Source organism: Candidatus Tisiphia endosymbiont of Piscicola geometra (assembly GCF_964026415.1).
Lineage (GTDB): Bacteria > Pseudomonadota > Alphaproteobacteria > Rickettsiales > Rickettsiaceae > Tisiphia.
This window is the reverse complement of the sequence record NZ_OZ032144.1, coordinates 149,584-176,148: the sequence shown is the minus strand read 5'-3', so window position 1 is coordinate 176,148 and position 26,565 is coordinate 149,584. Positions and strand designations below refer to the sequence as shown.

At 32.6% G+C, this 26,565-nt stretch carries 29 protein-coding genes and 1 pseudogene; 11 read left to right on the top strand and 19 right to left on the bottom strand.

Annotated elements, in window-relative coordinates; all coding sequences use genetic code 11:
• Window positions 1-12: 12 nt before the first annotated feature.
• Genes AAGD26_RS00835 through AAGD26_RS00825 form a run of 3 tightly spaced genes read left to right on the top strand, consistent with a single transcriptional unit; the run spans window position 13 to window position 3,097 of the window.
• Window positions 13-1,041, top strand: coding sequence for a mitochondrial fission ELM1 family protein (locus tag AAGD26_RS00835; protein ID WP_341751832.1), 1,029 nt, complete (start codon window positions 13-15; stop codon window positions 1,039-1,041).
• A complete protein-coding gene (locus AAGD26_RS00830) occupies window positions 1,038-1,823 on the top strand; it encodes a TatD family hydrolase (protein ID WP_410520620.1) in 786 nt (261 codons plus the stop codon). The genes AAGD26_RS00835 and AAGD26_RS00830 overlap by 4 nt, the downstream gene beginning before the upstream one ends.
• Before the next feature lie 17 nt (window positions 1,824-1,840).
• Window positions 1,841-3,097: an FAD-dependent oxidoreductase gene (locus AAGD26_RS00825; protein WP_341751831.1), complete on the top strand. Its 1,257-nt coding sequence runs from the start codon at window positions 1,841-1,843 to the stop codon at window positions 3,095-3,097.
• 109 nt (window positions 3,098-3,206) lie between these two features.
• On the opposite strand, the pseudogene AAGD26_RS00820 reads toward AAGD26_RS00825, so the two are convergent.
• From AAGD26_RS00820 to lnt, 3 genes and pseudogenes are all read right to left on the bottom strand, one after another.
• A pseudogene (locus tag AAGD26_RS00820) lies at window positions 3,207-4,120 on the bottom strand (Rpn family recombination-promoting nuclease/putative transposase).
• A 673-nt stretch (window positions 4,121-4,793) separates the two neighbouring features.
• A complete protein-coding gene (locus AAGD26_RS00815; RefSeq protein ID WP_341751830.1) occupies window positions 4,794-5,258 on the bottom strand; it encodes a helix-turn-helix domain-containing protein in 465 nt (154 codons plus the stop codon).
• 60 nt (window positions 5,259-5,318) lie between these two features.
• On the bottom strand, window positions 5,319-6,827 hold the full coding sequence (gene lnt, locus AAGD26_RS00810) for an apolipoprotein N-acyltransferase (protein WP_341751829.1): 1,509 nt from the start codon (window positions 6,825-6,827) through the stop codon (window positions 5,319-5,321).
• An 85-nt stretch (window positions 6,828-6,912) separates the two neighbouring features.
• Here lnt and AAGD26_RS00805 point away from each other — a divergent pair, with 85 nt between their 5' ends.
• Complete coding sequence (locus AAGD26_RS00805; protein WP_341747572.1) at window positions 6,913-7,722, top strand: enoyl-ACP reductase; 810 nt, start codon at window positions 6,913-6,915, stop codon at window positions 7,720-7,722.
• Window positions 7,723-7,777: 55 nt separating this feature from the next.
• Here AAGD26_RS00805 and AAGD26_RS00800 read toward each other — a convergent pair whose 3' ends face one another.
• The 10 genes from AAGD26_RS00800 to AAGD26_RS00755 all read right to left on the bottom strand — a co-directional run bounded on the left by AAGD26_RS00800 (window position 7,778) and on the right by AAGD26_RS00755 (window position 13,907).
• Entirely contained in the window at window positions 7,778-8,575 is a 798-nt protein-coding gene (locus tag AAGD26_RS00800; RefSeq protein WP_341751828.1) for a DUF2163 domain-containing protein, read from the bottom strand.
• Window positions 8,572-9,162, bottom strand: a complete 591-nt coding sequence (locus AAGD26_RS00795) for a TIGR02217 family protein (protein ID WP_341751827.1) — start codon at window positions 9,160-9,162, stop codon at window positions 8,572-8,574. Before AAGD26_RS00795 ends, AAGD26_RS00800 begins: the two co-directional genes overlap by 4 nt.
• A 219-nt stretch (window positions 9,163-9,381) precedes the next feature.
• Window positions 9,382-9,663, bottom strand: coding sequence for a nucleotidyltransferase domain-containing protein (locus AAGD26_RS00790; protein WP_341751826.1), 282 nt, complete (start codon window positions 9,661-9,663; stop codon window positions 9,382-9,384).
• Window positions 9,660-10,046: an HI0074 family nucleotidyltransferase substrate-binding subunit gene (locus AAGD26_RS00785; RefSeq protein ID WP_341751825.1), complete on the bottom strand. Its 387-nt coding sequence runs from the start codon at window positions 10,044-10,046 to the stop codon at window positions 9,660-9,662. The genes AAGD26_RS00790 and AAGD26_RS00785 overlap by 4 nt, the downstream gene beginning before the upstream one ends.
• A gap of 240 nt (window positions 10,047-10,286) precedes the next feature.
• Entirely contained in the window at window positions 10,287-10,553 is a 267-nt protein-coding gene (locus AAGD26_RS00780; protein ID WP_341751824.1) for a Txe/YoeB family addiction module toxin, read from the bottom strand.
• A gap of 4 nt (window positions 10,554-10,557) precedes the next feature.
• On the bottom strand, window positions 10,558-10,800 hold the full coding sequence (locus AAGD26_RS00775) for a type II toxin-antitoxin system Phd/YefM family antitoxin (RefSeq protein WP_341751823.1): 243 nt from the start codon (window positions 10,798-10,800) through the stop codon (window positions 10,558-10,560).
• Window positions 10,801-10,995: 195 nt separating this feature from the next.
• The gene (locus AAGD26_RS00770) at window positions 10,996-11,415 is read right to left on the bottom strand and encodes a hypothetical protein (RefSeq protein ID WP_341751822.1); all 420 of its coding nucleotides are present in this window, start codon (window positions 11,413-11,415) and stop codon (window positions 10,996-10,998) included.
• A gap of 19 nt (window positions 11,416-11,434) precedes the next feature.
• Window positions 11,435-11,773 (bottom strand): phage head closure protein, encoded by a 339-nt coding sequence (locus AAGD26_RS00765; RefSeq protein WP_341751821.1) that lies wholly within the window; start codon window positions 11,771-11,773, stop codon window positions 11,435-11,437.
• A 6-nt stretch (window positions 11,774-11,779) separates the two neighbouring features.
• Window positions 11,780-12,316 (bottom strand): head-tail connector protein, encoded by a 537-nt coding sequence (locus AAGD26_RS00760; RefSeq protein ID WP_341751820.1) that lies wholly within the window; start codon window positions 12,314-12,316, stop codon window positions 11,780-11,782.
• 55 nt (window positions 12,317-12,371) lie between these two features.
• Window positions 12,372-13,907 carry a phage major capsid protein gene (locus AAGD26_RS00755; RefSeq protein WP_341751819.1) on the bottom strand — a complete coding sequence of 512 codons (1,536 nt, stop codon included), beginning with the start codon at window positions 13,905-13,907 and terminating at the stop codon, window positions 12,372-12,374.
• 246 nt (window positions 13,908-14,153) lie between these two features.
• Here AAGD26_RS00755 and dcm point away from each other — a divergent pair, with 246 nt between their 5' ends.
• Window positions 14,154-15,422, top strand: coding sequence for a DNA (cytosine-5-)-methyltransferase (dcm, locus tag AAGD26_RS00750; protein WP_341751818.1), 1,269 nt, complete (start codon window positions 14,154-14,156; stop codon window positions 15,420-15,422).
• A 195-nt stretch (window positions 15,423-15,617) separates the two neighbouring features.
• Here dcm and terL read toward each other — a convergent pair whose 3' ends face one another.
• Together terL and AAGD26_RS00740 are read right to left on the bottom strand one after the other, a co-directional pair.
• The gene (gene terL / locus AAGD26_RS00745; protein ID WP_341751817.1) at window positions 15,618-17,021 is read right to left on the bottom strand and encodes a phage terminase large subunit; all 1,404 of its coding nucleotides are present in this window, start codon (window positions 17,019-17,021) and stop codon (window positions 15,618-15,620) included.
• A 245-nt stretch (window positions 17,022-17,266) separates the two neighbouring features.
• A complete protein-coding gene (locus AAGD26_RS00740) occupies window positions 17,267-18,433 on the bottom strand; it encodes a phage portal protein (RefSeq protein WP_341751816.1) in 1,167 nt (388 codons plus the stop codon).
• 404 nt (window positions 18,434-18,837) lie between these two features.
• Between AAGD26_RS00740 and AAGD26_RS00735 the strand changes: the two genes are divergently transcribed.
• The 6 genes from AAGD26_RS00735 to uvrC all read left to right on the top strand — a co-directional run bounded on the left by AAGD26_RS00735 (window position 18,838) and on the right by uvrC (window position 24,243).
• Window positions 18,838-19,524 (top strand): hypothetical protein, encoded by a 687-nt coding sequence (locus AAGD26_RS00735; RefSeq protein ID WP_341751815.1) that lies wholly within the window; start codon window positions 18,838-18,840, stop codon window positions 19,522-19,524.
• A 34-nt stretch (window positions 19,525-19,558) separates the two neighbouring features.
• Complete coding sequence (gene tsaE / locus AAGD26_RS00730) at window positions 19,559-19,990, top strand: tRNA (adenosine(37)-N6)-threonylcarbamoyltransferase complex ATPase subunit type 1 TsaE (RefSeq protein ID WP_341751814.1); 432 nt, start codon at window positions 19,559-19,561, stop codon at window positions 19,988-19,990.
• Window positions 19,991-20,059: 69 nt separating this feature from the next.
• Window positions 20,060-20,281 carry a DUF6290 family protein gene (locus AAGD26_RS00725; RefSeq protein WP_341751813.1) on the top strand — a complete coding sequence of 74 codons (222 nt, stop codon included), beginning with the start codon at window positions 20,060-20,062 and terminating at the stop codon, window positions 20,279-20,281.
• Complete coding sequence (locus AAGD26_RS00720) at window positions 20,272-20,571, top strand: type II toxin-antitoxin system RelE family toxin (RefSeq protein WP_341751812.1); 300 nt, start codon at window positions 20,272-20,274, stop codon at window positions 20,569-20,571. Before AAGD26_RS00725 ends, AAGD26_RS00720 begins: the two co-directional genes overlap by 10 nt.
• Before the next feature lie 183 nt (window positions 20,572-20,754).
• Window positions 20,755-22,155 carry a sodium:solute symporter family protein gene (locus AAGD26_RS00715; protein WP_341751811.1) on the top strand — a complete coding sequence of 467 codons (1,401 nt, stop codon included), beginning with the start codon at window positions 20,755-20,757 and terminating at the stop codon, window positions 22,153-22,155.
• Between the two features lie 225 nt (window positions 22,156-22,380).
• Complete coding sequence (gene uvrC, locus AAGD26_RS00710; RefSeq protein WP_341751810.1) at window positions 22,381-24,243, top strand: excinuclease ABC subunit UvrC; 1,863 nt, start codon at window positions 22,381-22,383, stop codon at window positions 24,241-24,243.
• 38 nt (window positions 24,244-24,281) lie between these two features.
• On the opposite strand, the gene ccmE is transcribed toward uvrC, so the two are convergent.
• Genes ccmE through hemB form a run of 4 tightly spaced genes read right to left on the bottom strand, consistent with a single transcriptional unit; the run spans window position 24,282 to window position 26,480 of the window.
• Complete coding sequence (gene ccmE / locus AAGD26_RS00705) at window positions 24,282-24,695, bottom strand: cytochrome c maturation protein CcmE (protein WP_341751809.1); 414 nt, start codon at window positions 24,693-24,695, stop codon at window positions 24,282-24,284.
• Window positions 24,673-24,801, bottom strand: a complete 129-nt coding sequence (locus tag AAGD26_RS00700) for a hypothetical protein (protein ID WP_341751808.1) — start codon at window positions 24,799-24,801, stop codon at window positions 24,673-24,675. Before AAGD26_RS00700 ends, ccmE begins: the two co-directional genes overlap by 23 nt.
• Window position 24,802: 1 nt before the next feature.
• Complete coding sequence (locus tag AAGD26_RS00695; protein WP_341751807.1) at window positions 24,803-25,459, bottom strand: SCO family protein; 657 nt, start codon at window positions 25,457-25,459, stop codon at window positions 24,803-24,805.
• 22 nt (window positions 25,460-25,481) lie between these two features.
• Entirely contained in the window at window positions 25,482-26,480 is a 999-nt protein-coding gene (hemB, locus tag AAGD26_RS00690) for a porphobilinogen synthase (protein WP_341751806.1), read from the bottom strand.
• Window positions 26,481-26,565: the final 85 nt, after the last annotated feature.

The following is a 26,565-nucleotide window of genomic DNA, read 5'->3' as shown; positions in this document are numbered from 1 at the left end:
ATAGAAAAGAATATGATAGATACTACTAAACCTAAAATTTGGGTGCTGACTGACAGTAGCGTCGGTAATGCCAATCAAGCCATAGCTCTAGCAGAAAATATCAAGCTTGGTTATGAATTAAAACCTATTGAATATAATTTTTGGGGTAATTTACCAAATTTCTTACTCCGATTCAGCCCTATCCATGTAAAAAAGGAACTATTACAATCGTGGGAAATTATTACAGACAGGCAAGGATTCCCAGACTTAATAATTTCTGCCGGAAGAAGAACTGCTTCTTTAGCAAGTTATTTAAAACATAAGTCTAATGGTAGAATAAAAATTGTTCAAATTATGCACCCTAACCTGCCGTTCAAACAGTTTGATCTAATTATTTTACCACACCATGATAAAGTTAGTAAAGAAGAACTAACTATGTACTCAAGTGATTTGAGTATATTGAGAATTACTGGGGCTTTAAACAATGTTCAAGAAAAAATACAGAATGGTGGCATTGAATTACGTAAAAATCATCCAAAACTTGGGAAATTTATCTCAGTAATTATCGGTGGTAATAGTAAAAATTATACTTTTACCAATGATAATGCTCGCCAAATTGCAACAATATTATTTAATCTTATACAAAAAAGCAAAGAATATAGCTTGTTTATTAGTTTTAGTAGACGTACCCCCAATTCAGCAAAAGAAATTATTAAAAACAATGTATCTTCCTCTGCCATTATTTATGATCCAACAGAGGAAAACACTAAACCTAACCCTTATTTTGGTATGTTATCACAGGCAGATTATATAATTTCCACTGCTGATTCGATTTCAATGTGTAGTGAGGCAGCTTCTACTGGTAAACCGCTTTATATATTCTGTCCTAGTAATTTTAAATTACCTAAACATCTATCATTTACACAAAATTTGGTAGAATTAGGAATAGCGAAAATATTAGACGAATCTGTAACTCAGCTTGAACAGTATAATTATGTCCCACTTAATGAAGTAGAAAAAATTGCTAATATAATAGTCTCAAAAAATTGGACACGCTCATGATATTAATTGATTCTCATTGCCATTTAAACATGTTGAAAGAAGATTTATCAGCAATAATAGCTCGGGCTAAGGATAATGGTGTTCAGTACATGCAGACTATCTGTACTACCCTTGAGGAATTACCAGCTATTTTAGAAATAACCGTAAAATACGGCAATATATTTGCCTCATGTGGCATACATCCTAATGAAGTTAAAGAAATCACTATGTGTAAAACTATTGTGGATTATTCTAATCACCCCAAAATTATTGGTATTGGTGAAACTGGTCTTGATTATTATTACCAAACATCTGACAAAAATAAACAGATTGGCTCTTTTGAGCAGCATATACAAGCATCTCAAAGTACCGGATTACCAATTATAGTACATACAAGAGAAGCAGAAGAAGACACTATTGATATTTTAAGCAGTGAAATGCAAAATGCACCATTTACCGGTCTTATTCATTGCTTTACCTCCTCAAAACATTTGGCAAAGAAAATGCTTGATCTTGGTATGTATATATCGGTTGCTGGAATTGTAACTTTTAAAAATGCAGCTAGTTTACAGGATATAGTACGTTATATTCCACTAGATAGATTATTAATTGAAACAGATTCTCCTTACTTAGCCCCTGTTCCAATGCGTGGAAAGCAAAATGAGCCAGCTTTTGTTAAATATGTAGCAGAAAAAATAGCTGAAATAAAGGAAACAAACCTAGAAACAGTAGCAAGTGGCACTTCTAAAAATTTTATGTCTTTATTTACTAAAACACATCTTACGTATTCAACTACTGTTTGAAAGGAAATGGTCATATATTGCTAATAAAAATTTTAATTAATGAGTTAAATATGTTTGTCACCTTATTAAAGTTACTACCTCCTACTCTATTGGTTAATTCTGTTAAATCTTTTGCTATGGTTCTAGTATTTATGTTACCAACAGTGTACGCTCAACAACAAGCTCAACCTGAAATACGGAAAATTGTCCCACTAAAACTAGAAGCTGTTAATCTTGGTCAAAGAATTATATGTTATCGTCCTACGAGGCATGGTATACCAAATATGACTGTTACTAAGCTAGGTGGTAAAGTTATTGCCCATAATTATGGTCATAGTGGTAGTGGTTGGACATTAGCACCAGGAGCTATTGCTTATGTTAATGAATTATTGCAAAAATCAGAATATGCTACTGATTTAAAACCCGATACTCCCATTACTATTATCGGAGCTGGTGTTATGGGGTTATGGAGCGCTTATGATCTAATTGAAAGGGGATATAATAACATCACTATTATTGCTGACCAATTTGATGGACTACCTTCTAATAATGCTGGTGGATTGCTTAAGCCTTCTTTCATGGATTATCCACCAAATGCAAGACCTATGATGAATAAAATAGCTGTTAATGCTTATAAAGTTTATTCTGCTATTGCTAGAAAACAACAGAGTAATTTTATAGATGGAGCTGTTATAATGCCAGCTTACTTTCCAACTAGGGAAGAATCAGATTTAGAACCTTATGTAACTGCCGGGGTGATGCAACCAGCCAAAGATGTAGCACTTGATTTTGGTAATGGGACAACAAGGCTTATGGTAGCTTATGATGATGGAATTCTGATCAATGTACCAAAAATGATGATAAGTTTAACAACTTATTTAAAAAATAAGAAAGTACCTTTTATTAAAAATAAAATTCAAAATTTTGCAGAAATTAAAACTAAGTATATAGTAGATTTTACTGGTCTTGGTGCTAAAGAACTTGATAATGATAATGCAATGACTCCTGGTCAAGGACATTTAATTATGTTAAAAAACCAAGATCCTGAAGATGTGAAATATTTGATTTCAGTTAATTTAGGTAACGGTAAAACTAGTTTTGGGCAAGCAGTAAATTGCTATTTCTACATGCATCCAAAGCATTTACCGAGCAGTAGTGCTGATGATGTAGGGGTTATTGGTGGAACATTTATTGAAGGAGCTACACCACAAACTCTCAATGAAGAACAATTTGATCTGATAGTTGAGAGAGCAAGGAGTTTTTATGGTATTGATGCTAGTAAAGCAAAAAAATAACCGAGTCTATAATATACTTTGTGTAAGTTATGAAGCCAGTTAAGAATAAAATTGGGAATGGAGCAATCATACTTACACAAAGAATCTAACAGACCCTGACAGACCCGAACTAGGATTTAAGCAGATTGTTGATCTCCTGAATAGATAAACCGGTAATACGAGAAATTTCAGGGATAGAGTAATTATTAGAGAACATATTTTTTGCTACTTCATATTTTCCCTCTTTTCTACCAATCTTCATACCTCTAAACTCACCTTCTTCGATATATTTTTGTGCAATAGTTCGCATAATATTACCTTTTTCTTCTTCAGATAAATGCTTAGACAAGACCTGCTCTAATTTTGGTTGCTGATCCTCTAGTAATTTGGTATCAGTATACCATAAAATGATCGAAGGTAAATATATCCTTTTTCTTTATCCAGTATTATAACATGTTTAAACTTTATTAGAAACTCTTCCCAAAGCTTCAACATATCTCGTTGATGAATATGTTTTAGCATATACTCTAACATACCAATATGATTCTTTTGGATAATTTCATCATCTGACATACTTCGCAAATCAACTAATTGATAATCTTCTGTCATTAATTGCTTAGCTATCACTGCATCGGTAAACAAATTCCACAAATTCCTAGGAGCATTATAAACCTCCTTACCATTATAGATCACTAAATTATACACTAATGGTAATTTAGCCCTCCTTTTCTTATGCCTTTCACACAATAATAATGTATATCTCCATAACCATAGAGCTGTCCAATAATCAACACCTGATTGAGCTTCAATTAATATATAAACAAACGCCCTGCCATGCTTCTTGGTTGCAACTCCATACACTATATCACTATATTTTTTGTTTAACGATTCCTCTATATAACTTTCTTTCTCTACTGTTATTTTTGATAAATCTACTAAACTCTTAAAATCACTCGGTAAATAATATTCTAAAAATTCTTGTGCTGCTACAGGATCACTCATGATTGTTTTGGCCAATGAATCATGCTTTAACTTTTCTGTCATATAAAAATATTAATTTCTTTCTAACGAATATACTCAGGTAGAACTTCAAGAATTGGCGTTGTCGCGACCAAAGATCGAAGCTGCCTAGTTACTAATAGACTTACTGCATAAGTCAATCTAGTTGGTGATTTTGTCGTCGAAACTCGCCTCCGCTCCTCACGTACGTCTGTGTACGCGAAGGTAGCCGGCTTCGTTTCTCCTAAAAACCCCTCAACTATCTTTGATTTATGCAGCAAGTCTAATGTACGCTACGCCGCTCGACTTTGCTACTGCCTAGCTCTTCTTGAAGTTATACTATCGTCTACCAACTCTTCATTTACGAGCAGTATACCAAGTGCAATAAAAAACGAAGCTAGAAAAATCTATAAAAGCTTTAACATCAAACGTTCAGACCATACTGAAATATATTTAAAATAACAAAATAATGTTGTGCCTAAATTTTAAAAACCCTAGCACTATGAGCCTTCCAAGCTTATGCCTTATTAAAAAATGCGGAAGTCGGGAGGTCTAATATTTGAGGTTATATAGTCAATGGATAAGAATTTGGTTACGTCGTCTTCGATCGCTCGCCTATTATCTATAGTCTTTGCTCCATCATTCCTGCTATCCAACTCTCCTGACTTGACTAACTTAAAAAGTTGAACAGCTTGTAAAGCTAGGTAATTACTACGGTTTAGACTTGATTACCTTGAGAGGCTACTATTGACTTAATCAGTTCAACTATTTTCTGCCTAATCTGTGGATTTTGAATCTCGGTAAATCCTTCAACAAGATAAGATACTTCTTTTTCTGTGTCGTATTTTAAAGGTACTAAATACTCTGCTTTATCTTCAGCAATAATATTATTTACAAGACTATTGTTGTCTTGCGTACCAAATAGGTAATCCTCTGATACCTCAGTAGGTTTAGTCATATCAAGAAAATATTCAATAGATACATTTAATATTTTTGCAAAAAAATACAATATACTGCCAGCTATTGGGGTAGTAGCATCTTCATATTTTTGTATCTGTTTTACACTAAGATTAATAGCTTCACTCAATTCTTGTTGGCTTATGCCGAGCATTATACGACGCTTTTTTAAACGCATACCTACAACTATATTTATTCTTTCTTTTGATTCATTATATTTATTCATTGTTATAATAATTTAATATTTCTCTACCTATTGCAACTAATGATAGCATAATGTTCTGGCTTAATCAAGTAATTTTTTATTGATATTGATAAGATTTTTTATTAAAATATAGCTAATTAGGGTAAATATTATTGCTAATAAAGCACTTATATCCCCAAATTGGGAGTATAAAGTTTCATATTCTAGCTTATTTGGTAATAAACTATCTATATAACATACTTCATTGAGAGCTCGTTGTTGAATAATTCTGCCTACTGGATCTATTACGGCAGATATACCATTATTAGCCGTTCTAAGCATAGGAAGACCATTCTCTATACTACGCATACGACTAATCTGTAAATGTTGGTATGGACCAGAGGAATTTCCATACCATGTATCGTTAGTGACATTAATAATCACATCTGAAAGTTTATTACTCGTTTGAACAAGGTTTGAAAAGATCGCTTCATAACAAATAAGCGGTTTTATGATTATATTAGGTTTATCAAGACTAACGAGTTGTCTGCTCCCTTCAGTATAATCTAACAACCCAGGGGTTAATTTCTTCAAGGGTAATATCCATTTAAGAGGCATATATTCACCAAATGGTACTAAATGAGACTTATGATATTCAAATAATTTATCCCCTTCTTTTGTTAAAGCGTATAAGCTCGTGTAAATCTCAAAATCATCCCCTTTTTTACCATTATTTGTTATACCACCAGTAATTAAAATTGCTTTTTTCCTTTCCAACATTTTTGATAGTTTCATTTTGATCGGTTTATAATCATACGGTACTACCATAGCGGCTTCTGACCATATAATTAGGTCTACGTCGCCCGGCTCTTTAGACAATGTGAGATGAAGATTTAAATTTTTCCAAAATTCTTCAACATCCCATTTAGCAGTTTGTGGGATACTTGGCTGAATTAATCGAACTTTTACATTTGAGAAACTGGTAGGGTTGTTATGCAGCCTTAATAAACCATAGGAAGTTATCAGAGACATTATTAGCAATGAATTTGCTAATGATATTTTTAGTAGATTATATCGTTTAGTAAATAGGTGATAAAAACTTGTTGATATATATACTAAAATAAAACTTAAACCATATACTCCTATAATACTAGAAGGCTGGATAAGAGTATCAGAAAATGAAAAAGCGTATCCAAGCAAATTCCAAGGTAATCCGGTAAATATCCATGATCTTACCCATTCAAAAAATACCCAATAAAGGCAAAAGATAAACTGATACAAACCATGATTCTTTGCTAAAAACCCTAGACCGCAGGTTACAGAAATAAAACAAGCAAGAATAATTGGAAAGCCAAATAATGCCAGTGGTACTGCCCACCAAAATTCATCAATATATACAGTAACTCCTATACTAATCCAGTACATATTGACTAAAAAATGCCCAAAACCAAATATAAAGCCTAATATAGACGCCTCTTGCCAACTATTAGCAATTTGTACTTGATAACATAGTAGAGCCAGAAAAAACAACCCAGGTACAAAGAAAGTTGGAGCGAAAACTAAACCGCTAATCAGACCTGAAATCAGGGTGAATATTTTGGATGAGAACATTAATGTTACTTTGATAAAAATTGTTTACAAAAATATACATCATGCTATTGTTTGGGCAAGGTTTTAATAAAAATAAGGAATATGTATGCAAGTTAAAGTCACTGCTTTGCTTGATGGTAAGAAAGGATTAATTACAGGTGTCGCTAATAATTTATCAATATCTTGGGCTATTGCTCAAATTGCCAAAGAACATGGTGCAAACTTAGCCCTTACCTATCAAGGAGAAGTGCTTGAGAAACGCGTTATACCACTTGCTGAAGAAATTAAGTGTGATTTCGTTGTTCCATGTGATGTAACAGATGAAGAATCACTTGATAATTTGTTTAAAATTATTGAGCAAAAGTGGGGCAAACTCGATTTTTTGGTTCATTCTATAGGTTTCTCTGACAGGAATGAATTAAAAGGCAGATATATAGATACCTCATTGTCTAACTTTCTTAATACCATGAATATATCATGTTATTCTCTAATTGCCTTGGCAAAACGTGCAGAACCTTTGATGAAAGACGGTGGTAGTATCCTTACCCTAACTTATTATGGCTCACAAAAAGTAGTTCCTAATTATAATGTCATGGGGCCTGCTAAAGCTGCGTTAGAATCTAGTGTAAAATATCTTGCAACTGATATGGGCTCAAATAACATCCGAGTAAATGCCATATCAGCTGGGCCTATAAAAACTCTAGCATCTAGTGGTATTAATGATTTCAAAACTATGTTAGCTCTCCATGAAGCTGCATCGCCGTTACGCAGAAACACTTCTCAGCGTGATGTTGCAGGGGCTGCATTATATTTGCTGAGTAACTTAGCAGAAGGAGTTACTGGTGAAATACATTATGTAGATTGTGGCTATAACACTACAGTAGGGATGGGTAAAGGTTCTAGTAATTGCCATTAACTATTGGTCGCGGGAACGGCAATTCTTGAAGTTCTACCTGAGTATATTCGGTTTCCTAAATCACTTTGATAAAGTTATCATCAGGAATCAATGGCTCTCCTCTGAAATTTACTGCATTGTTGAACTTATTGCAACAAGTTGTAAATTTTTTATCACAACCTACAGTAAGTAAAACAATTTTACTATGCTTCATACTATCGGGAATTGTTTTATCCAGTGTAATTAAATTCTCAGAATGACTAAGGATTTTACTATAAAACTGAACATCAGCTTGATCATCAACTAAAGTAGCATCCCCATAATTGAAATAACCATTTTCTTTATCAAGGTTTGAGATAACCATAGTTCTACCAAACATTTCCTTAATATTATATATCTGACTATAAACTGTTTTGTCTATTTTGCATTTTAAATCACCAAAATTAGCACGACATTTCTTACTAAAAGATTGCAGTAACGATTGATTATATACATCTATATTTGGCTCTAAACGTAAAGTAAAATCCAAATCTCTTTTAGTATAAGTGATGCAACGATAAGTAACAAAATGCCTACAAGAATTAGCAAAACAAACATATATCTTGACTATAGCCTGCGTTAAATCATAATGTTGCTTTACTCCCTCATTTTCAAAAACTCCTTCTAAGATAATGTAATTTTGGGCAGAATCATTAAATCCTCCTTCCTTTAAAGTTACTCCAGAATTCGGAACAAATATTACATTATCAATTGATAAATATCTATCAGACTCGGTAAGATACAGATCAAGACTATCTTGTAGTTTTATATGGAAACAATAAGTAAACCCCTGTAATTCAGCTATGGAATTATCAATATTTTCTGCTACTGTCATATAACCTCCAATAATTCTATGGGAGATAATTCTATTGACCCGTCAGAAGAATAAAAATATTCAAAACTATCACTAGCAAATCGCACAGCTACATCAAAAGTGAAATTACCTATTAAAATTTGCCCCTTATCTAATGGTCTTGGTAGGGTTATTAATCCGGTATTATAGTCAACTTCAACCTCTGTATTAATATTATTAACATAGAATTCTCCACTACCAAATACCGGTTTGCTAATTGTCCTAGCATAGGGCAAAATTGGGTCTTCATATAGTTTAACCAGTTGGAATTGAGTTAATTCCCCATCACCTTTACCAATAATTTGCCTTGATACTTGATAATCGACATTATCTCTAAAGCGGAAGGCAAAATTCCCTCCTCTTCTTGCTCTAAAGAAAGAACTAAACTGTTCAAATTCGAGACTACTCAGACGACAATTTTTAATCAAATATTTTTGTTTAGCATATTCTCTATCTAAATTTCTTACTTCTCTGCCCGATAATGTCATAGCACAAGAAGTAGCAAATTCTGGTCTGCCAACAGCAAAAGTTTCAATAAATTTTGGCATACGTATATCATGAAAATTCATAATTTCTCCTATAAACCTCAATTTTGGATTAATTTTATTAATCCGAAATTGGAATGAGAATGTAAACAATCAGGCTTAAAGCGGTTTGACGCCTGATTGTTAAATATTTTATTTGCTAATAGATTAAAATGCATTCGTACTAGCCGCTTCAAGAATGCATTTTTCTGATATTCTAGCCAGTTTTGGATTAAAATTAAAAATTTTAATCCAAAACTGAGGTTATAAATGTATCAAATCTTTTTCTATCAACGACCTAAAATCCTCATTCATATCAACAAGCCATCTTTTAACATCTACTTTAATTGGCAAATTAGATTCTTCTAATTCCTCTTGCAAGTTAAGTAATTCTTCATCACTTATTAGTTCCATAACACAGAGGTCAAGATCAAAAAATTTCCTGTGACTACCTTTAACACGAGAACCGTATGCTTGAAATGTATACGGATATTTCTTTAGGATAGATTTTAATAACAAAAAGTCTTTCTGCTCAAGATTGATCATTTCAACCTCTGCAAATTTCTAAAAAAATCATGTAACATGCCCGAAAAATCATCAAAAGTTGCAATAACTTGCTCTACATTCTTGACGTCATAAGTATGTACTGTAAGATTTCTAATCTTGATACAATCAAACCAAGCAGCAGGATCTGAAATTAACCCGGCAGCAGCTGATTCACGAAATACTTCACGTGGGGTGTAAACATTTTTACCTTGAACCTCTAACAATCGCTTCATTGTTTTCCAAGCTAACTCATAACAATATTCAAATGCTTGAATAGCCCCGGCTTTATTTTGTTCAGTATCCAAATTAAGACGAAAATCCTCAAACTTGCTACGTGCCTTTAATAAATTACTAATATCAATATTGTCAATCAAATATACCATTTTCTACCTTTAAATTATTTAGTTTTAATAGCCCCCCACCTCTTGGCAATAGACGTTTTTTAGACTTATATAGCTAACCATAATAAGTTATTGATATCTCAGGCATCATTGCAAGACCACGTGAGTGTAGTGGTAATCCATTGCTAATCACAACCTTCCTAGATTGCTTCGTCACCACTGAAGTGACTCCTTGCAATGACGTAAAGGCTATCTAAAACCTTAACGGGTTAGCTATAGTTCTTAGTTATCTCCATAATGACTCCACATACGTAGTATCTTTATCCTCTTATCTACCATATCTACTTCATAAAATAATCTATGTTGCAAATTAATCCTTCTTGAATAAGCCCCCAAATACATACCTCTTAACTTTTTAAAGGGCGGCAGATTTTGAAATGGATCATTACCTACAATTTCTAATAACTTGTATATTTGCTTCTGCAAAGGTGATTTTTTAATCTTTTTAAAATCTTTACAAGCATCGCTAGTAAAATACAAACTATACATCTAGCTAATCCACCAGTTTTGTCTTACAATCTTTAAAATCAGTAGCAAGACCTTTAATTATGGATTGGCTTAATTCTTTATTTGTTGCTACAAATAATGTCTCTTGAATATCTTCCCAGTCCTGCTCTGAAATTAAAACTGCTGCATTTCTTTTACCTTTTATTATTGTTGGCTCATGATTCTCTGCTACCAAATCTATCAATTTATATAAGTTCTTTCTAGCTTCACTAGCTATTAAATATGTCATAATTGCTCCTTTTAAAATGTTAATTAATAGACTTACTGCATAAATCAAAGATAGTTGGTGATTTTGTCGTCGAAACTCGCCTCCGCTCCTCACGTATGTCTGTGTACGCTGCGGTACTCGGCTTCGTTTCTCCTAAAAATCCCTCAACTATCTTTGATTTATGCAGCAAGTCTAATAGTACTATATATGGTACTGTTAATCAATATCTTTCATCCCTTTTACTACAGACTTGTTGCCAATTTTGCTTCCCTTTAATAAAGCTTTATAATCTATCGTAAGCTTAGTAGTTATAAGGTCAGAACTACGCTGAAAATTTATATTACATGCCTTCATAATAGCAACAATATAATCTTGAAGAATACATGCATTAGCTGTTAATTTATTAGTAATTTTTTCAGCAAGTAAAGTCAATAGGCCTTGGTTTTTATCCCTAGCAAAAGCACTTATCTCAAATTCCACCTCGTAAATATTTTGATCTAATCTTGATATATTTTCAACTTTCAAAATATTTATTAGTAAGCACGGATATTTTGCATCTTGGACTACCGATATGTAAATTCGATCAACGCTAAGTCTAATATCTTGGTCATTAGATAATAATTTATATATTGTCATGTGAAAATCATGAATAAAATTAACAGACATATATCTCTAGCCCTACGATATTCAAGAATTTACTTTGTTCTGCCACGTTAATAATCCGTTTAATCTCAAATTGCCTATCTCTAAATGATATACGCATCTTGGTGGTAATTTCTTTGATAAATCTTATTTTAAACAGATAAAACCCTTCCGTCATAATATGACCAAAATTCACATGTTCTATCGATGTAAATCGATTATCACAAATAGGTTTTATTTCAGCATAAACAGATAATTTCTCTTGCCATTTTTCTTGCTCTATTTCACTTGTAGAAAAGTTTTCTAAAATTTTTACCTGATGCTGCAAACTACGTGCTACTGATTTTTTCATTTTTAACTATATTTTTAATTGTCTATATGCTAAATATAAATTTTTAACTTCCGTTGACAAAGAAGTAGCATTTTGCCTTTCCCTATAATACATTTCTGCTATATGCATTAATATTCCATGCCTTATTGAAGCTGGAATATTAATTTTATCATATCCAATAATATATTCAACCATTAATTGATAGTTTTCTAACTTTTTATTCAAACATAATAACGATCGATCATGATCTAGATAATATTGATCAGATCGCAGTTCAATCGATTCACTACTATTTGTTAGAGCAATCTTCACTATCTCTTTTATCGGTTGATATTTTAGCTGAAAATTTTGTTGATTTTTAATGTTACAAATAAACTCTACCCGCCTTGTTATTATCGTAAGTTTAGTAAAATTCTCAGCAGCCGTAATTGCTGCATCTATTAAGCCACTAATTAACTCATCATCATAATTTCCTTCTATCCTAATATAGTTTTTAACTTCTACTAAAGTCCAAATAGTCTGAGGAATTAATTCAATAACTTTAAATATATTTTCTTTATGCATATACATTCTCATTCTAATTTCGGATTAATGAAATTAATCCGAAATTGAGATTAGGTTAACTAAATATCGCCAATTTAATAGCACTCTGATTTACTACATCGCCCCCTACTCTTTTGACTGCATAAAATTTTACAAATGGCTTATCGGTATAAGGGGCTCTCATGATATTAATACCACCACGATCTATAATTTTATATGCTGATTTAAAATCACCTATGGCAATTGCAATATTATCTTTCTTTATCGAGGGCATTTCAGAACAACAAACCACAGGCACTCCAAAAATTGTTTGCTTTAAAGAGTCCGAGAGGGACTGCTGCCAAATAAAACGACCATTATTATCTTGCAGTTTTTGAATGAATGACAAGGTAGTACGGTTCATTAAAAAACTAGCATTTGCCAAATATTCTTCATCAAGTAAATTGATAAAATCCAGTAATTTTTCTGCGGTAACTTGCTCACCCATATCAAAATGTTCTATTTTATCATGATATCCAGATAAAATACCCTGTGGTCTCTTCTTACCATCTCCATTAATAAACGCATCATTTTCGGCTTTTACAAAACTATCTCTTAAACGCTCTATCAGCCAGCTCTCTATCCTAATAGCTGAATCATCTATCAAAGTTTGACTGGCTTTTGGTTGAGCGTAAAGCTCATGTACAAAAATTCTCTGTTGCTTTAACTTAGGAGCCGTTGTTTCATCTCTTGCCTCTAGATCGCCAACCCAACCACTAGCAAAATTGCCATCTTCAATTACTATATCAAGGGCATTACTAGAAATCATTTCAATTGATGCTAATTGCCGCATAGGTGATCTAGCGTTAATCTCACTGATGATACTATTATATAAAGCTGGTACTAATAATACCCCGCCTTCTTGCTCACCACTATTTAAGGATTTTTCGATTAATTCACTTTGGTTACCTTTGCGAATATAATTATTAAAAGCTGTTTTATATTCAATATCTTGCATCCCCCCTATTTCTGGACGAGATAGAAAATTTTCTAGATTATAAACTTTCTCCTGCAACTCATTGATTTTTACTTCATTACTATTTTGTTTTGTTGTTAATTCTGTATCCATGTTATTCTCCATTAAAATTGTATCATTTGAATATATATGTTTGGTGATATGCGAAATCTTGGCATGGTAATTGGCTGGGAAAGTCACTATACTAACCTCAATTAATTCAGCTTCAGTGATAACTCTTTGGTTTAAGTTATTGTAATTTGATAGTTTTATATTAAAACCAACAGAAAGACTATCAACTGCCCCTTGACGGACAAGTTCTATAGCCTCTTTACCTTTCTCGATTTTATTATTAATTATAGCTTCAACTTTTAGACCATAATCATCCTCTGTTAAAGACTTAATTACCCCTATTGGCTGTTGCCAATCATGCTGCCAAAGAAATTTGATGGACGAATGATCGGCTGAGGCAAAAGCTCCTTTAACAATTAGGTCATTATGCTGGTCAGAAATATTATAAACACTAGCATAACCTGAAATAACTACTCTATTGTCTGTACTAGATTTTATGATTAAATTTTGCTTCGCTTGATTCTGTTGTAAGTTTTGAGTATCCATATTACCTCATAATTGCAATAACTATAGGTAATATATATTATAAATCTCTAGCACTAAGTGTTTTATAAAAAAAATTTATAAAAAAATAAAATGGGACAAACTACCATGTTGGCGGTACGGAGTATATATTAACTCATTATTTTTGGTTATAAACAAAACCGTCTTGATTTTTACGATAAAATAGTAATAATTAGTGCAACTTAATATTTACGCTATAAAACTTGGGATGGAAAGATAAGTGAAGGTATGAGTAAGAATAATCTTAGGTTTATCGATCTGTTTGCTGGCATTGGTGGTACTAGAATTGCTTTTGAAGAAGCATGCAGCCAACAAGGATTCTCTACTTTATGTGTATTCAGTAGTGAAATTAAAGCACATGCAATACAAGCATATAAAACAAATTTTCATGATCAAGAAATAGCAGGTGATATTCAAAAAATTGCAGAACATAAGATACCAAATTTTGATTACCTACTAGCTGGTTTTCCTTGTCAACCATTTAGCAGTGCTGGTAAAAGAAAAGGATTTTTAGATGATAGAGGTAGTTTATTCTTTGATATAATTAGAATCTTAAAGGCAAAAAAACCAATTGGTTTTTTATTAGAAAATGTTGATGGTCTAGTTAATCATGACAATGGCAAAACATTTGACGAAATTATAAAGACACTTAAAAATCTAGGTTACAATATTAGTTGGAGTATTTTAAATGCCGCTGATTTTGGTGTGCCTCAAAACAGGAAAAGAGTATATATTGTTGGACATTTAAAGAAAAAAATACAACTTACAAACTTTGATAAAAAATCACGTTGTATACAAGACATATTAGAAGAAAATATACCTTTATATGATACTAAATTTAGCAAGCTGCTCTTAGAGAATTATACAATAGAGCAGCTTACTGGTAAATCAATTAAGGATAAAAGAGGCGGAAATGATAATATTCACAGCTGGGATATAAATCTTAAGGGGCAAATAAGTAAAGAACAAAAAGCTCTAATGAACATTCTTTTAAAGAAGCGTAGAATGAAGAAATGGGCGACATTAAAAGGCATTGTGTGGATGGATGGAATGCCTTTAACGGTCTCAGAAATTGAAACTTTTTATCAACATCCAAAACTACAAGGATTACTTGATGACCTAACAAAAAAAGGTTATTTGAAATTAGAACATCCTAAAAATATTTTTATTAAAAATGGAGGAATCAGAGTTCGTGAATACGATACCACTAAAGAAAAAGGCTATAATATAGTAGCTGGCAAACTTTCATTTCCAATCTCAAAGATTATTGATCCAAAAGGTTACGTCCCAACTATTGTTGCAACTGAAATTGGTAAGTTAGCAATTCCGGTAGGAAATGGAATTAGAGGGTTTACTGTTCGTGAAGGCTTAAGACTTTCAGGATATCCTGAAACTTACAGTTTAGACAAATTAGATTATTATAAAGCATTTGATTTAATAGGAAATACTGTGATGCCACCAGTAATAAAAGAAATCGTTGTAAGAATGTTATCATGAGTGCAAAATTACTATTTGATATACTTGATCAAAATCAAGAATTGCGTTGTCGTCTTCAGGGTTCGTAGGTAGCCACGTACTAAATGTACGCCTAGCTCCTCAACCCTTTGACTCCTGCTACTATCATGATTTTGATTCTATCGTCTATCAACTCTTCATTTACGAGCTTTAAGAATCCATTGTAAATATAACCAACTAAAACCCCCTTATCCTTGCTAATGATTTGTTCGATCGTTCTTTTATAAAATTCAAAAATTGACTAACCGAATCAACTATATCATCATTTTTGCAATGTGGAAAACTTAACAACTCGCTAAGTAATATGGTATTAAAAGCCGATTGTTTTGGTAAAACTACGGCTGCAGATTGGAATAAAGCTAAAACTGAAGAAAATCTAGTAACTTTATCAAGCTTGGGCTTTATGGCAACTATATTAACAACCCCATCTAATCTTAAATCTTGTATAACCTGCTGACCACTGGCTTTATCTTCAATTAATATATATCTAGGACAATATTTCTTGGCTAATTTCTCTACTTGACTCTTTAACTCTGGGTAAGTAACCTTTTGCCTAAACATCGATACAAGATAATATTTCTTATCTAAAATGCCCCATGATGTACAAACACTATAATCAGCATTTTCTGAGATTTTAATGGCGGTATCCCAGCTTTGCACAAAATAATCAAATTTCTCTGGCAAGCTCTCATAAAAGCTAAGATCCTCGATATTTAACAATATACAATTATTGGATATTGGTTCTTGCAAATATTGAGCAGCATAATTATGTACCCCAATTTCTTGTTCTAATTTAATAAGATAATCAGGATTATCGCGAAATCCATGCAAAATATCTCCTGTAACATATTGATATTTATAGTTATTAATTGAGAATATTTGATCTCGTTTCGCCATAGCTGGAATTTTTAAATGATGCCAACAATTGGAATTTGCCAATAAATGTCCGCTTAAATCTTCTTCATGTAATCTCTGCATAACTAATACTATTGCTCCGGTATTTTTGTTGTTAAGTCTGGTGACAAAAGTTTGTTCAAACCATTCAATTACCCTCTTTCGCATTTTGGGTGAGTTGATTTGAGTAGGGTTATGTGGGTCATCAATGATCAGTATATCACCCCCCTCGCCTGTTGCCGAACCGCCAACTGACGTAGCAAACCTAAAACCATTATTATTTGTCAGAAATTTACTTTTCTGATTATGTTTTTTACTTAAAATAGTCTTCGGAAAAATTTGGCTGTACCAGTCAGAAGTAAGTATCAAACGACAATCCAAAGAATGTTTTACACTTAATACTTGGGAATAGCTGGCAGACATAATCCTTTTTGACGGATCATGTCCTAATATCCAAGCTGGCCATGCTACCCCAATACACACCGATTTTAGAGACCTAGGCGGCATATTGATGATTAGCCTCTTAATATCCCCATTCTGTACAGCCTGCAAATATTCAGCAATTAGCTCAATATGCCAATTGGCTTGATATTCTGTGCCAGGATTAATGGTATTAAATACTTTATTGATAAAACTATTAAAATCTTGTCTCAATATTGCATGTAATAATTTCTTTGGATAAGTCATTGATATTTACTCAAAAATTCAGCTATAATCTCTTTATCCTCTTCTTTCATTATGGTGTTTTCATTTAAATACTCATCTTTACTAAGCTTATTTAGCTGGATAATTAAATTAACTAATTTATTCAGTGTTTCAGTAATATTCTTTTTAATTATTATCTCCCCCTTGGATTTTCTTGATTCTAGCTCGTCTAGTTCATTTTCAAGTAGAGAAACTATCTTAGCAACAAAACTATGTAATATGGTAATTCATAATCTATCTCCACCATCTATAGGCTTAAGCCCAACAAGAGACCTTTTCTCGTTCAAAGTCATAAAACTAGCATTGGATATTTTAGCCCATAAATTCTCACGTTTTTCGGTCAATGCTGAAATACTATCACGATCAAAATCAATAATAATCTCCTCCTGATACCAATGTGATAACCAATTACCTAAAGCATCTGATAATTTATCAAGCAACGGAATTAACGTCTCTTCCCACAGAGCTAACCTAGCTTCTTGCATATTACTATAGGTATTATCGCCATTAATACCTAGCAATTGAGGTGGAATGCCGAAAGCTAAAGCTATTTCTCTAGCAGCAGAATTTTTTGCCTCAATAAAATCCATATCTTTTGGATTAATGCTCATTTCCTGCCAATCAAGTCCTCCTCCCAAAAGAAGAGGTTTGCCAGAATTATTACTACTGGTAAATTTTTCGGTAAGCTGTTCATGTAACCTGTCAAACTGTTCATCACTAAGATAACCATTACTCTCTTTAACTATCAACGCCCCGCTTGGACGTGCTCCATTCCTTAGTAAAGAACTATTCCAACTAGTAGCTTGCGAATGCAAATCAATTGACAAAGAAGCTGCATCAAGGCAAGATAATCCATAATACGAATTAGTAGGATGATAATTTTTCAAATGTAACACCTTACTCATTCGATCAATTGGCGAAATAGGATAAATTCGTTCTCCACTGCTACTCATATATCTATAAGCTACTGGAGAATTCCTCTCTAACACTAACTCAGTTGCATTGCTAGGCAGTAAGTACATTTCCCGGGGGCGATTATTTATTAATGTTGCTAAAATATAAGCATTACCATATAACAACTTACTTGCTATCACTTCACCAAAGAAATCTGCCCCTGCTTTCTCTGGATTAGGTTTTTTCAATAAATTATAAACAGGATGATTTGGTATTTTTTCCAAAGCTCCTCGATTATTTTTACTAACTATCCAAGGTACATGACTTGCTGACTGTGCTATTAAATTCACACATCGATAAACTATAACATTTTTACGATATGCCTCTATACCAACTTTTACATCCCTAAATTCCGAATTCCCTAAAGCAGTAAAATCAATAAATGTATGTGATTTAAAGGACTTAGCTTTAAAGATTTTTTTTAAATATTTTGTTATCATATTCACCTAAAATAAATAATAATTGTCACTTATAACATATTTTGTACTTGCACTAAGTATTTTGGTGCATAAATAACTTCCAAATCTTTAAATTTTACAATAGAATATGTATAATCTTAAGTTCGATGTAAGACATTGGTTTAATAGCCTAGGGTAACATCACACCCCTAACAGAGATGACACTGAGTCTAGTGTTAACTTGTTACATCGAATTCAGGGATAATATACTGCTCGTAAATGAAGAGTTGGTAGACGAAGGTCAACTTCAAGAAGAGCTAGGAGTGTCAAAGTCGAGCAGCGGAGCGTACATTAGTACGTGAGCAGCGGAGATCTTTAGACACGACGACGCCAATTCTTGAAGTTCACCGAGTATATAAAGAATTCAACCTAATAGAGTTATATTAATGTCTGCTCAAATAATAGAGTTGTTAATTTTTGCTGGAGTTGCTTTTATTATTATAAATAGGCTAATTTCTACTCTTGGCTCTACATCAGAGGACGATCCAGCTAAACGAAAATCTTCCTTTTTCGGTGAAACAGGAATCAAAGACGTTACTTATACAGCAAAAACTACTGCTAGTAATATTTTTAAGAATAATTTGCCTCATAGCGTGGTAAAAACCCCTACTATTAACCCTATGGAGCTTGATGGGTTAATAGTTGAAGAGAATTCCACTGCTATAATAGCTGGTCTTGAAGCTGTATTGGCTAAACTTCCATCATTTAAAGCAAGAAAATTTCTACATAGTGCAAAAGCAGCCTTGGAACTGATTATTGAAGCCTCTAATGATGATGATATTGAAGATTTACTTACATTGGTAGATAAAAGATATATACAAGAATTCCATATTTTTTCTGAAACTTATGGAGAATTTGTCAATGGCAGCGTACTAGATGCTAAAATTTCTGAAGCTTATACATTTGCTAATAATATTTTCATAAAAGTATTATTCACAGGTGAAAAAATAACTAGTAGTATAAAATATATGCAAGAAGAATGGACGTTTTCTAGAAGCCTTATCTCTAAAAATACAGATTGGTTCTTAACTAAGGTTGATCGCTTGGAAGAGGAAAAACAGCCAGTTTCCTAACTTCTATTGATTCACTCCCAAATTTGAATATCCAATGAAGTTTCAACAAGAGTCTATTATTTTAAACAATGAACAAGATTCTATATCGTTTGCACAAACTATTGCTAAAAATTTAGAATCTAGTGAAATTATAACTTTCTCCGGTGATTTAGGCTGCGGGAAAACATTTATATGTCGAGAGATCATAAAGTATTTTTGTGGCTCTGCTACTCATATTATTAGCCCTACTTTTAATTTGCTACAAATTTATACGACATCAAAATTCACGATTTATCATTTTGATCTTTATCGTTTAAACTACTTAGAAGAAATTTATGAACTAGGTATAGAAGAAGCCCTTCAGGGTAATCTTTGTCTAATTGAATGGCCAGAACTAATTGAAAAAATATTACCTAGACCTATAACCAAAATTCATTTACAAATACTCGAAGGTAACAAACGATCTTGTAGCATTGCTTGTTTCTGATATCCTTTGACAAAGTGATGTAAAGGTGTTACATTGCACTTATGCTAAACATTAATAAAGCTATACATCATGGCAACAAAAAACCCAAGAATCAATGTAACTTTTGAAGAAACAACTGCTGGTTTACTCTCACATTTAGCTCATCAGGAGCATAAGTCTGTTGCGAGTTTAGTGCGTGAATTAGCTCTTGAAGCTTTAGAAATGCGTGAGGACTTCTATCTATCTAAAGTAGCAGAGAAACTTGATAAGGACGCTGTCAAAACTTATAGCCATGATGATACATGGAAGTAAAATATCAAGTACGTTATTTAGAAGAAGTAATAAACAAACACATTCCTTCTCTCTCTACAAAAGCTAAGGCACTTATTAAAAAAGTTATTGAAGAGCGTTTGATGATCGACCCTATTGGTTTTGGAAAACCTTTACGTTATAGCCTGAAAGGTCATAGACGCCTCCGAGTTAGCGATTATCGTATTGTCTATAGAATTGAGCCGAAAATTAAAACGATTTTTATAGTTGCTATAAAACATAGAAAAGATATATACTCGGTGAACTTCAAGAATTGGCGTCGTCGTGTCTAAAGATCTCCGCTGCTCACGTACTAATGTACGCTCCGCTGCTCGACTTTGACACTCCTAGCTCTTCTTGAAGTTGACCTTAGTCTACCAACTCTTCATTTACGAGCAGTATATATAAAGATAATTGCAGTTATTGAAAAAGTTTTTTTTATATTATACTCTGTCGCTTTCAATAAAAATAATTAAATGACCCTTGATAATATTATTGTATTAGTATATTTGCTATCAATACTTATTGTTGGTACATACTACAGATCTAGACTTATAAGTTTTACAGATTATGCTACCGTTCAAGGTAAGACTAGCAATAGTAAACTATTGTTGGTTGCAACTATTTTTGCTTCATCTGTTGGTGGAGGTGCTACTTTTGGTATTGCTGAAAAAGCCTTTTCCGGTGATTTATCGTATAGCTACGGACTAATACTTACTCTACCAATCGATATACTCATAGCTATTTATCTTGTACCCCAAATAACTAAACATTATGGAGCAGAAAGTGTCGGTGATATAATGGTAAAATATTATAGTATATCAGGTCGTTTTATTGCTGGCACTGCATCTGTTATGGTATCTATAGGCTTTGTTGCTGCCCAAATTAGCGTTAGTGGTTATATTTTTCAATATATTTTAAAGATTAATTATTTAGAAGGAGTAATATTAAGCTATGGAATTGTTATCATCTACACAACTATTGGTGGATTACAATCGATTATGTTTACTAATTTATTACAATTCTTTGCAATGATAATGGCTATTCCAGTTATTGCCATATGTGGTCTCAATAAAGTTGGCATTAGTGAATTTATCCAACAACTACCTAATGAAAAAGTGTATTTTATCTATAATAATAATTTTGCCAGTGAGATATTTATTAATACGATAACTGTCATGCTAGGTTTTTGTGTAATGAATTTATATCCTAATTTTATTCAGAGGGCTCTAATTAATAATAATGCAAAAAAGACTAGTACCGCTATATATATAAAATCAGTTATATATGCTATATTCTTAATATTTATCACCTTAAATGGTTTGATTGCCTATAATCTTTATCCCAATTACTCCTCTAATCTTGCATTACCACACCTAATTGATCAAATAGTACCCTCAGGGTTACAAGGCTTTGTGATAGTTGGCTTACTTGCAGCAGTTATGTCTACTGCTGATTCTGATTTAAATGTTACCTCAATAGCTTTAGTGAAGGACTTATTAAATCCTATTTTTAAAATACAAAATCAAAAGAAATTATTGTTAATTGCTAGAATTACTAATGTCGTAATCGGCAGCTTTGCAATAATTGTTGCCTTAAAATTTAATAATGTAATTGATTTAGTAATGTTTATTACTGGATTTTGGGGACCACTAATATTAGTCCCTCTAGTATTTGCTCTTTTCAACATTACTATAACACAAAAAATGATGGTTTTATGTGGATTAAGCGGGGTCACATCTTTTCTCATTTGGACATATTTTCTCACTCATAATTCTTGTCTAAAGGCTGTCTTTGTTGGTACTATGTGCAGTTTGTTAGTCTTCTGCATAGGATTAATTACCAAAAAGCTAGGTAATTTGAAAGTTGAGCTATAAGCCTTGATAAATAAGGAGTATACTCAGGTAGAACTTCAAGAATTGGCGTTCCCGCGACCAAAAGATCGAAGCTGCTCCGTTACTCATGTACGCTACGCTGCTCGACTTTGCTACTGCCTAGCTCTTCTTGAAGTTATACTATCGTCTACCAACTCTTCATTTACGAGCAGTATACAGTCGTACGTACAGTTAATATTATGTCAAACTCAGGTTGTTTGGTAAATTATGTTACAAAAATCTAAACTTATAGGTAGTGAATTAATAAAATCTCATCTTGAGAATGCTCCTAATCTTCCTGGGGTTTATAAAATGCTGGGTGCTGATCAGCAAGTTATCTATGTGGGGAAAGCTAAGAATCTAAAAAAACGTCTTACTAACTATATTAAAACTGATCTTGACAATAAAACAATACGCATGGTATCTCTAACACATTATTTAGAGTATAATGTTACTAACTCCGAAATTGCAGCTTTATTACTTGAAGCACAATTAATAAAAAAGTTTCAGCCAAAATTTAACATATTACTTAAAGATGACAAATCTTTTCCCTATGTCAAATTACGTTTGGATACTGATTACCCACAATTAATTAAATATAGAGGAAAAAATTTATCTAGTGGTGAATTCTTTGGTCCGTTTGTTTCTTCAGAGCAAGTAGATACTACCCTAAAAGAATTACAAAAAATTTTTAAACTACGTTCTTGTAGTGATAATTATTTTAAGAACCGCAAGCGTCCTTGTTTACAATACCAAATTGGTAGATGCTCTGCCCCGTGCGTTGGCAAAATTACTAAAGAAGATTATGGTGAGCTGGTTAGCCAAGTAAGAGAGTTCTTAATTGGTAAAACTAAGGAACTACAAAAAACTCTATCTGACAAAATGGAACAATTAAGTCTACAATTACGTTTTGAAGCTGCTGCCGAAATACGAGACCGAATAAAAGCACTGAGTTATGTCCAACTAAAATCAACCTTATCCAGTAGTTCTATAAAAAATGCTGATATTATAGCTATTGTTGAAAAAAATAATTATTACTGTATCCAACTATTTGTATATAGATTCGGTCAATCTTACGGGAATATACCTTATTTCCCAATTCACACTGAAGAGAGCAACAAAGCTGAAATTCTAACACAATTTATCAATCAATTTTATCAAACTGCTCAGATTCCAGATGAGATAATTATAAATCATCCAATCATTGATCTAGAATTAGTAACTAAAGCTATTAAACAACTTAGTGCTAATAATAAATTGTCTATAATACACCCTATCCGTGGTAATAAAGTAAAATTATTAGAAAATGCTGAATTGAATGGTCAGCTAGCACTTGATCAGCATTTAAAACAATTTGCTAAAAATCAAATGATCTTTCAACAAATACAACAATTATTCAACCTAGCACTACTACCAGATAGAATAGAAGTTTATGATAATAGTCACATTATGGGAACATTTGCCGTAGGTAGTATGATCGTTGCAACTCAATTCGGTTTCGATAAAAAAGAATATAGGATTTTTAATATACCCGCTTCCAGTGGTGATGCCAAAGGAGGTGATGCCAATAGAGGTGATGATTATGAAATGCTAAGAACAGTCCTAACAAGAAGATTTACAAGATTAAAAAAAGAACCTCTAAAGAGTATAGTTAGTTTGATGATTATTGATGGAGGAAGAGGACATCTATCAGTAGTACAAAAAATAATGGCAGAATTCGGCCTTGCAATTCCATTTGTTTGTATGTCAAAAGGACCTGACAGAAATGCCGGATGCGAACAATTTCATATGCCAGGTAAAGAGTCTTTTACAATCGATAAAAACCTGCCAATTATGAAATATTTACAGATTCTGCGTGATGAAGCTCATAATTTTGCTATAAAAAATCATAGGCTACGCCGTTCTAAAGCCATTAAAGTTTCTAGTCTAGATGACATAAATTCAGTTGGTCTTATCCGAAAAAAAGCCTTGTTACATTATTTTGGCTCATATAAAGCAATATGTGATGCTACTATTGAGGAATTATCTAAGGTAAAAGGTATAAGCAAAACTCTTGCAAAGCATATTTTTACATCATTACATAACAAGTAAGATGATTCGAATAATCATTATTGTCTCATAGCATATTTTTAGCCAGTTTGTCTTTTAACTACGTTAGGTGAGGCTGGAGAATAATTTTCATCATGCTTAGTTAATAACTCACGAGCTATGAATATATTACCTGATAACTTACCTACAGCTACTATCCCTTGATTCTCACGAAATAAGGCGGGTAAAACTCCTTGGTAAGATATTTCTAGGTCTTTAATGTCATCTGTAATGACAAAATGCACTTTATCAGCAGTAATTTTTCTGATTGAGCCTACTTTAACTAAGCCCCCTACTCTCAATTCTTTGCCAAGTTTTAACTCGTTAATTTTTGACGGAGGATAAAAAAATACTATACTATCTTCAAGATTGTATAATATCATATATATTCCCCCAGCACTGCATAAAAGGTAAAATAATATAAACTTTAATCTATTTTTTACCTTTTTTTGCATTACTTGATCTAACTTTAATTTTATTATAATCTAGCCAACTTGTTATTAACAATAATGCAAGAGCAGCAAAAGCAAACAGGTATGAGACTAGTAGATAATTAAACATCTTAATATCTTTTTTGATTTTGCTGCTTCACTCTAATAAAATCTATAATCTCTTGAGCAGAACTATTTAAGTAAAAATGCTTTATATATTTCCCTTGTTGATCCATTAAATAACTAAAAGAAGAATGATCAATCATATAATTTTCACCATCATTTGCTTTAGCATAATACACTTTAAACTTATCAGCAACCTCTTTAATTTGTTGTTCATTACCTGTTAAACCAATAAATTTAGAATTAAAATGCTTTAAATATTCTTTAAGCACTGCTGGAGTATCACGCTGAGGATCTACAGTAATAAAAACAAATTCAACATCAATTTTATATTTATCAAGAGTATTAATGACCTCTGTTAATTTTTGCAAAGAAGTAGGACAAATATCAGGGCAATAAGTAAAACCAAAATAAATTAAACTTAATTTTCCTTTCAAATTATCACTATTAAAAGTCTTGCCGTCTTGATCAGTTAGCTCAAAGTTTCCACCAATTTGCACGTCAATATTATCCTCTCCTCCCTTCCCAGCAAGGGGTTTTTGCGGTATATCAAAAGATAACCAAAAATACAATGACATAATAGTTATCAATAAACCTACTACTAAGATAATTTTTATAACAATATTAGCCTGACAATTCGAATTAATATTACATTTTTTTTGCATTGTATTCTTCACCTTTGCGATACTATTTTTTTATAACAGACTGCTTATTCAATATTTGTGCTACTTCTAATGCAGCATAGCTAACAATGCCCTTTGCTCCAGCACGCTTAAAACATACCAATGATTCTATTATGCTTGCTTGCCAATTTAAGGCATTGGCATCTGCCGCAAATCTTAACATGGAATATTCACCACTTACCTGATAAGCAAATATAGTAGTATTAAAGTTATTGGCCGCTTGTGCTATGACGTCCAAAAACATCATACCAGGTTTAATCATAATCATATCTGCACCTTCGGCAAGATCATGTTCTATCTCTAACATAGCTTCTCTGCTATTACGTACGTCCATTTGGTAGGTCGCTTTATTTAGATAAGCTGTCTTATTATTGTTCAATGCATCTCTGAATGGACCATAAAAACTTGAAGCATATTTTACCGCATAAGATAGTATATTAACGTTAATAAACCCTTCTGAATCTAGTATTTGACGTATGCCCATAATCCTACCATCCATCATATCAGATGGGGCTACAATATCTACCCCAGCTTTTGCTAAAACTAAAGCTTGGTTGCACAAAGCTTTAACCGTTCTATCATTATCTACATCCCCATTATGTAGAATACCATCATGTGCATGGGTAGTGTAAGGATCTAGGGCAACATCACATATTATACCAATATCGATGTTGGCATTTTTTATACTTCGTATAGTTCTACACATTAAGTTGTCTAGATTATATGCTTCATCAGCATTATCGCTTTTTAATTTTGCATCTATACAAGGGAAGAGTATTATAGCATTTATGCCATTTTCATAAGCCTGCCTAGCCGTCAACACTACTTGATCAATAGATAATCTATATACGCCAGGCATAGTTTTGATCTCTTGACGCTGGTTCTCGCCCTCAACCACAAATAATGCTAGCACTAAATCATCCACGCCAAGACTATTCTCCTCTACTAATTCTCTTAGCCACCGCGTTTTTCTATTTCTTCTTAATCTTATTGTTGGGTACATAACTTTTCCACGTTTTTTTGTTTAATAGCACTAGTCTATTATTTTTCATTCAAAGCCGCAAGTAGGCTTTTAATTACCCTGTCTT

Excerpts from the sequence above, each read along its gene's own strand:
- AAGD26_RS00835 (WP_341751832.1), top strand. The coding sequence starts at position 13 with ATGATAGATACTACTAAACCTAAAATTTGGGTGCTGACTGACAGTAGC.
- AAGD26_RS00830 (WP_410520620.1), top strand. The coding sequence starts at position 1,038 with ATGATATTAATTGATTCTCATTGCCATTTAAACATGTTGAAAGAAGAT.
- AAGD26_RS00815 (WP_341751830.1), bottom strand. The coding sequence starts at position 5,258 with ATGAATAAATATAATGAATCAAAAGAAAGAATAAATATAGTTGTAGGT.
- lnt (WP_341751829.1), bottom strand. The coding sequence starts at position 6,827 with ATGTTCTCATCCAAAATATTCACCCTGATTTCAGGTCTGATTAGCGGT.
- AAGD26_RS00805 (WP_341747572.1), top strand. The coding sequence starts at position 6,913 with ATGCAAGTTAAAGTCACTGCTTTGCTTGATGGTAAGAAAGGATTAATT.
- AAGD26_RS00800 (WP_341751828.1), bottom strand. The coding sequence starts at position 8,575 with ATGACAGTAGCAGAAAATATTGATAATTCCATAGCTGAATTACAGGGG.
- AAGD26_RS00795 (WP_341751827.1), bottom strand. The coding sequence starts at position 9,162 with ATGAATTTTCATGATATACGTATGCCAAAATTTATTGAAACTTTTGCT.
- AAGD26_RS00790 (WP_341751826.1), bottom strand. The coding sequence starts at position 9,663 with ATGATCAATCTTGAGCAGAAAGACTTTTTGTTATTAAAATCTATCCTA.
- AAGD26_RS00785 (WP_341751825.1), bottom strand. The coding sequence starts at position 10,046 with ATGGTATATTTGATTGACAATATTGATATTAGTAATTTATTAAAGGCA.
- AAGD26_RS00780 (WP_341751824.1), bottom strand. The coding sequence starts at position 10,553 with ATGTATAGTTTGTATTTTACTAGCGATGCTTGTAAAGATTTTAAAAAG.
- AAGD26_RS00775 (WP_341751823.1), bottom strand. The coding sequence starts at position 10,800 with ATGACATATTTAATAGCTAGTGAAGCTAGAAAGAACTTATATAAATTG.
- AAGD26_RS00770 (WP_341751822.1), bottom strand. The coding sequence starts at position 11,415 with ATGACAATATATAAATTATTATCTAATGACCAAGATATTAGACTTAGC.
- AAGD26_RS00765 (WP_341751821.1), bottom strand. The coding sequence starts at position 11,773 with ATGAAAAAATCAGTAGCACGTAGTTTGCAGCATCAGGTAAAAATTTTA.
- AAGD26_RS00760 (WP_341751820.1), bottom strand. The coding sequence starts at position 12,316 with ATGCATAAAGAAAATATATTTAAAGTTATTGAATTAATTCCTCAGACT.
- AAGD26_RS00755 (WP_341751819.1), bottom strand. The coding sequence starts at position 13,907 with ATGGATACTCAAAACTTACAACAGAATCAAGCGAAGCAAAATTTAATC.
- dcm (WP_341751818.1), top strand. The coding sequence starts at position 14,154 with ATGAGTAAGAATAATCTTAGGTTTATCGATCTGTTTGCTGGCATTGGT.
- terL (WP_341751817.1), bottom strand. The coding sequence starts at position 17,021 with ATGACTTATCCAAAGAAATTATTACATGCAATATTGAGACAAGATTTT.
- AAGD26_RS00740 (WP_341751816.1), bottom strand. The coding sequence starts at position 18,433 with ATGATAACAAAATATTTAAAAAAAATCTTTAAAGCTAAGTCCTTTAAA.
- AAGD26_RS00735 (WP_341751815.1), top strand. The coding sequence starts at position 18,838 with ATGTCTGCTCAAATAATAGAGTTGTTAATTTTTGCTGGAGTTGCTTTT.
- tsaE (WP_341751814.1), top strand. The coding sequence starts at position 19,559 with ATGAAGTTTCAACAAGAGTCTATTATTTTAAACAATGAACAAGATTCT.
- AAGD26_RS00725 (WP_341751813.1), top strand. The coding sequence starts at position 20,060 with ATGGCAACAAAAAACCCAAGAATCAATGTAACTTTTGAAGAAACAACT.
- AAGD26_RS00720 (WP_341751812.1), top strand. The coding sequence starts at position 20,272 with ATGGAAGTAAAATATCAAGTACGTTATTTAGAAGAAGTAATAAACAAA.
- AAGD26_RS00715 (WP_341751811.1), top strand. The coding sequence starts at position 20,755 with ATGACCCTTGATAATATTATTGTATTAGTATATTTGCTATCAATACTT.
- uvrC (WP_341751810.1), top strand. The coding sequence starts at position 22,381 with ATGTTACAAAAATCTAAACTTATAGGTAGTGAATTAATAAAATCTCAT.
- ccmE (WP_341751809.1), bottom strand. The coding sequence starts at position 24,695 with ATGCAAAAAAAGGTAAAAAATAGATTAAAGTTTATATTATTTTACCTT.
- AAGD26_RS00700 (WP_341751808.1), bottom strand. The coding sequence starts at position 24,801 with ATGTTTAATTATCTACTAGTCTCATACCTGTTTGCTTTTGCTGCTCTT.
- AAGD26_RS00695 (WP_341751807.1), bottom strand. The coding sequence starts at position 25,459 with ATGCAAAAAAAATGTAATATTAATTCGAATTGTCAGGCTAATATTGTT.
- hemB (WP_341751806.1), bottom strand. The coding sequence starts at position 26,480 with ATGTACCCAACAATAAGATTAAGAAGAAATAGAAAAACGCGGTGGCTA.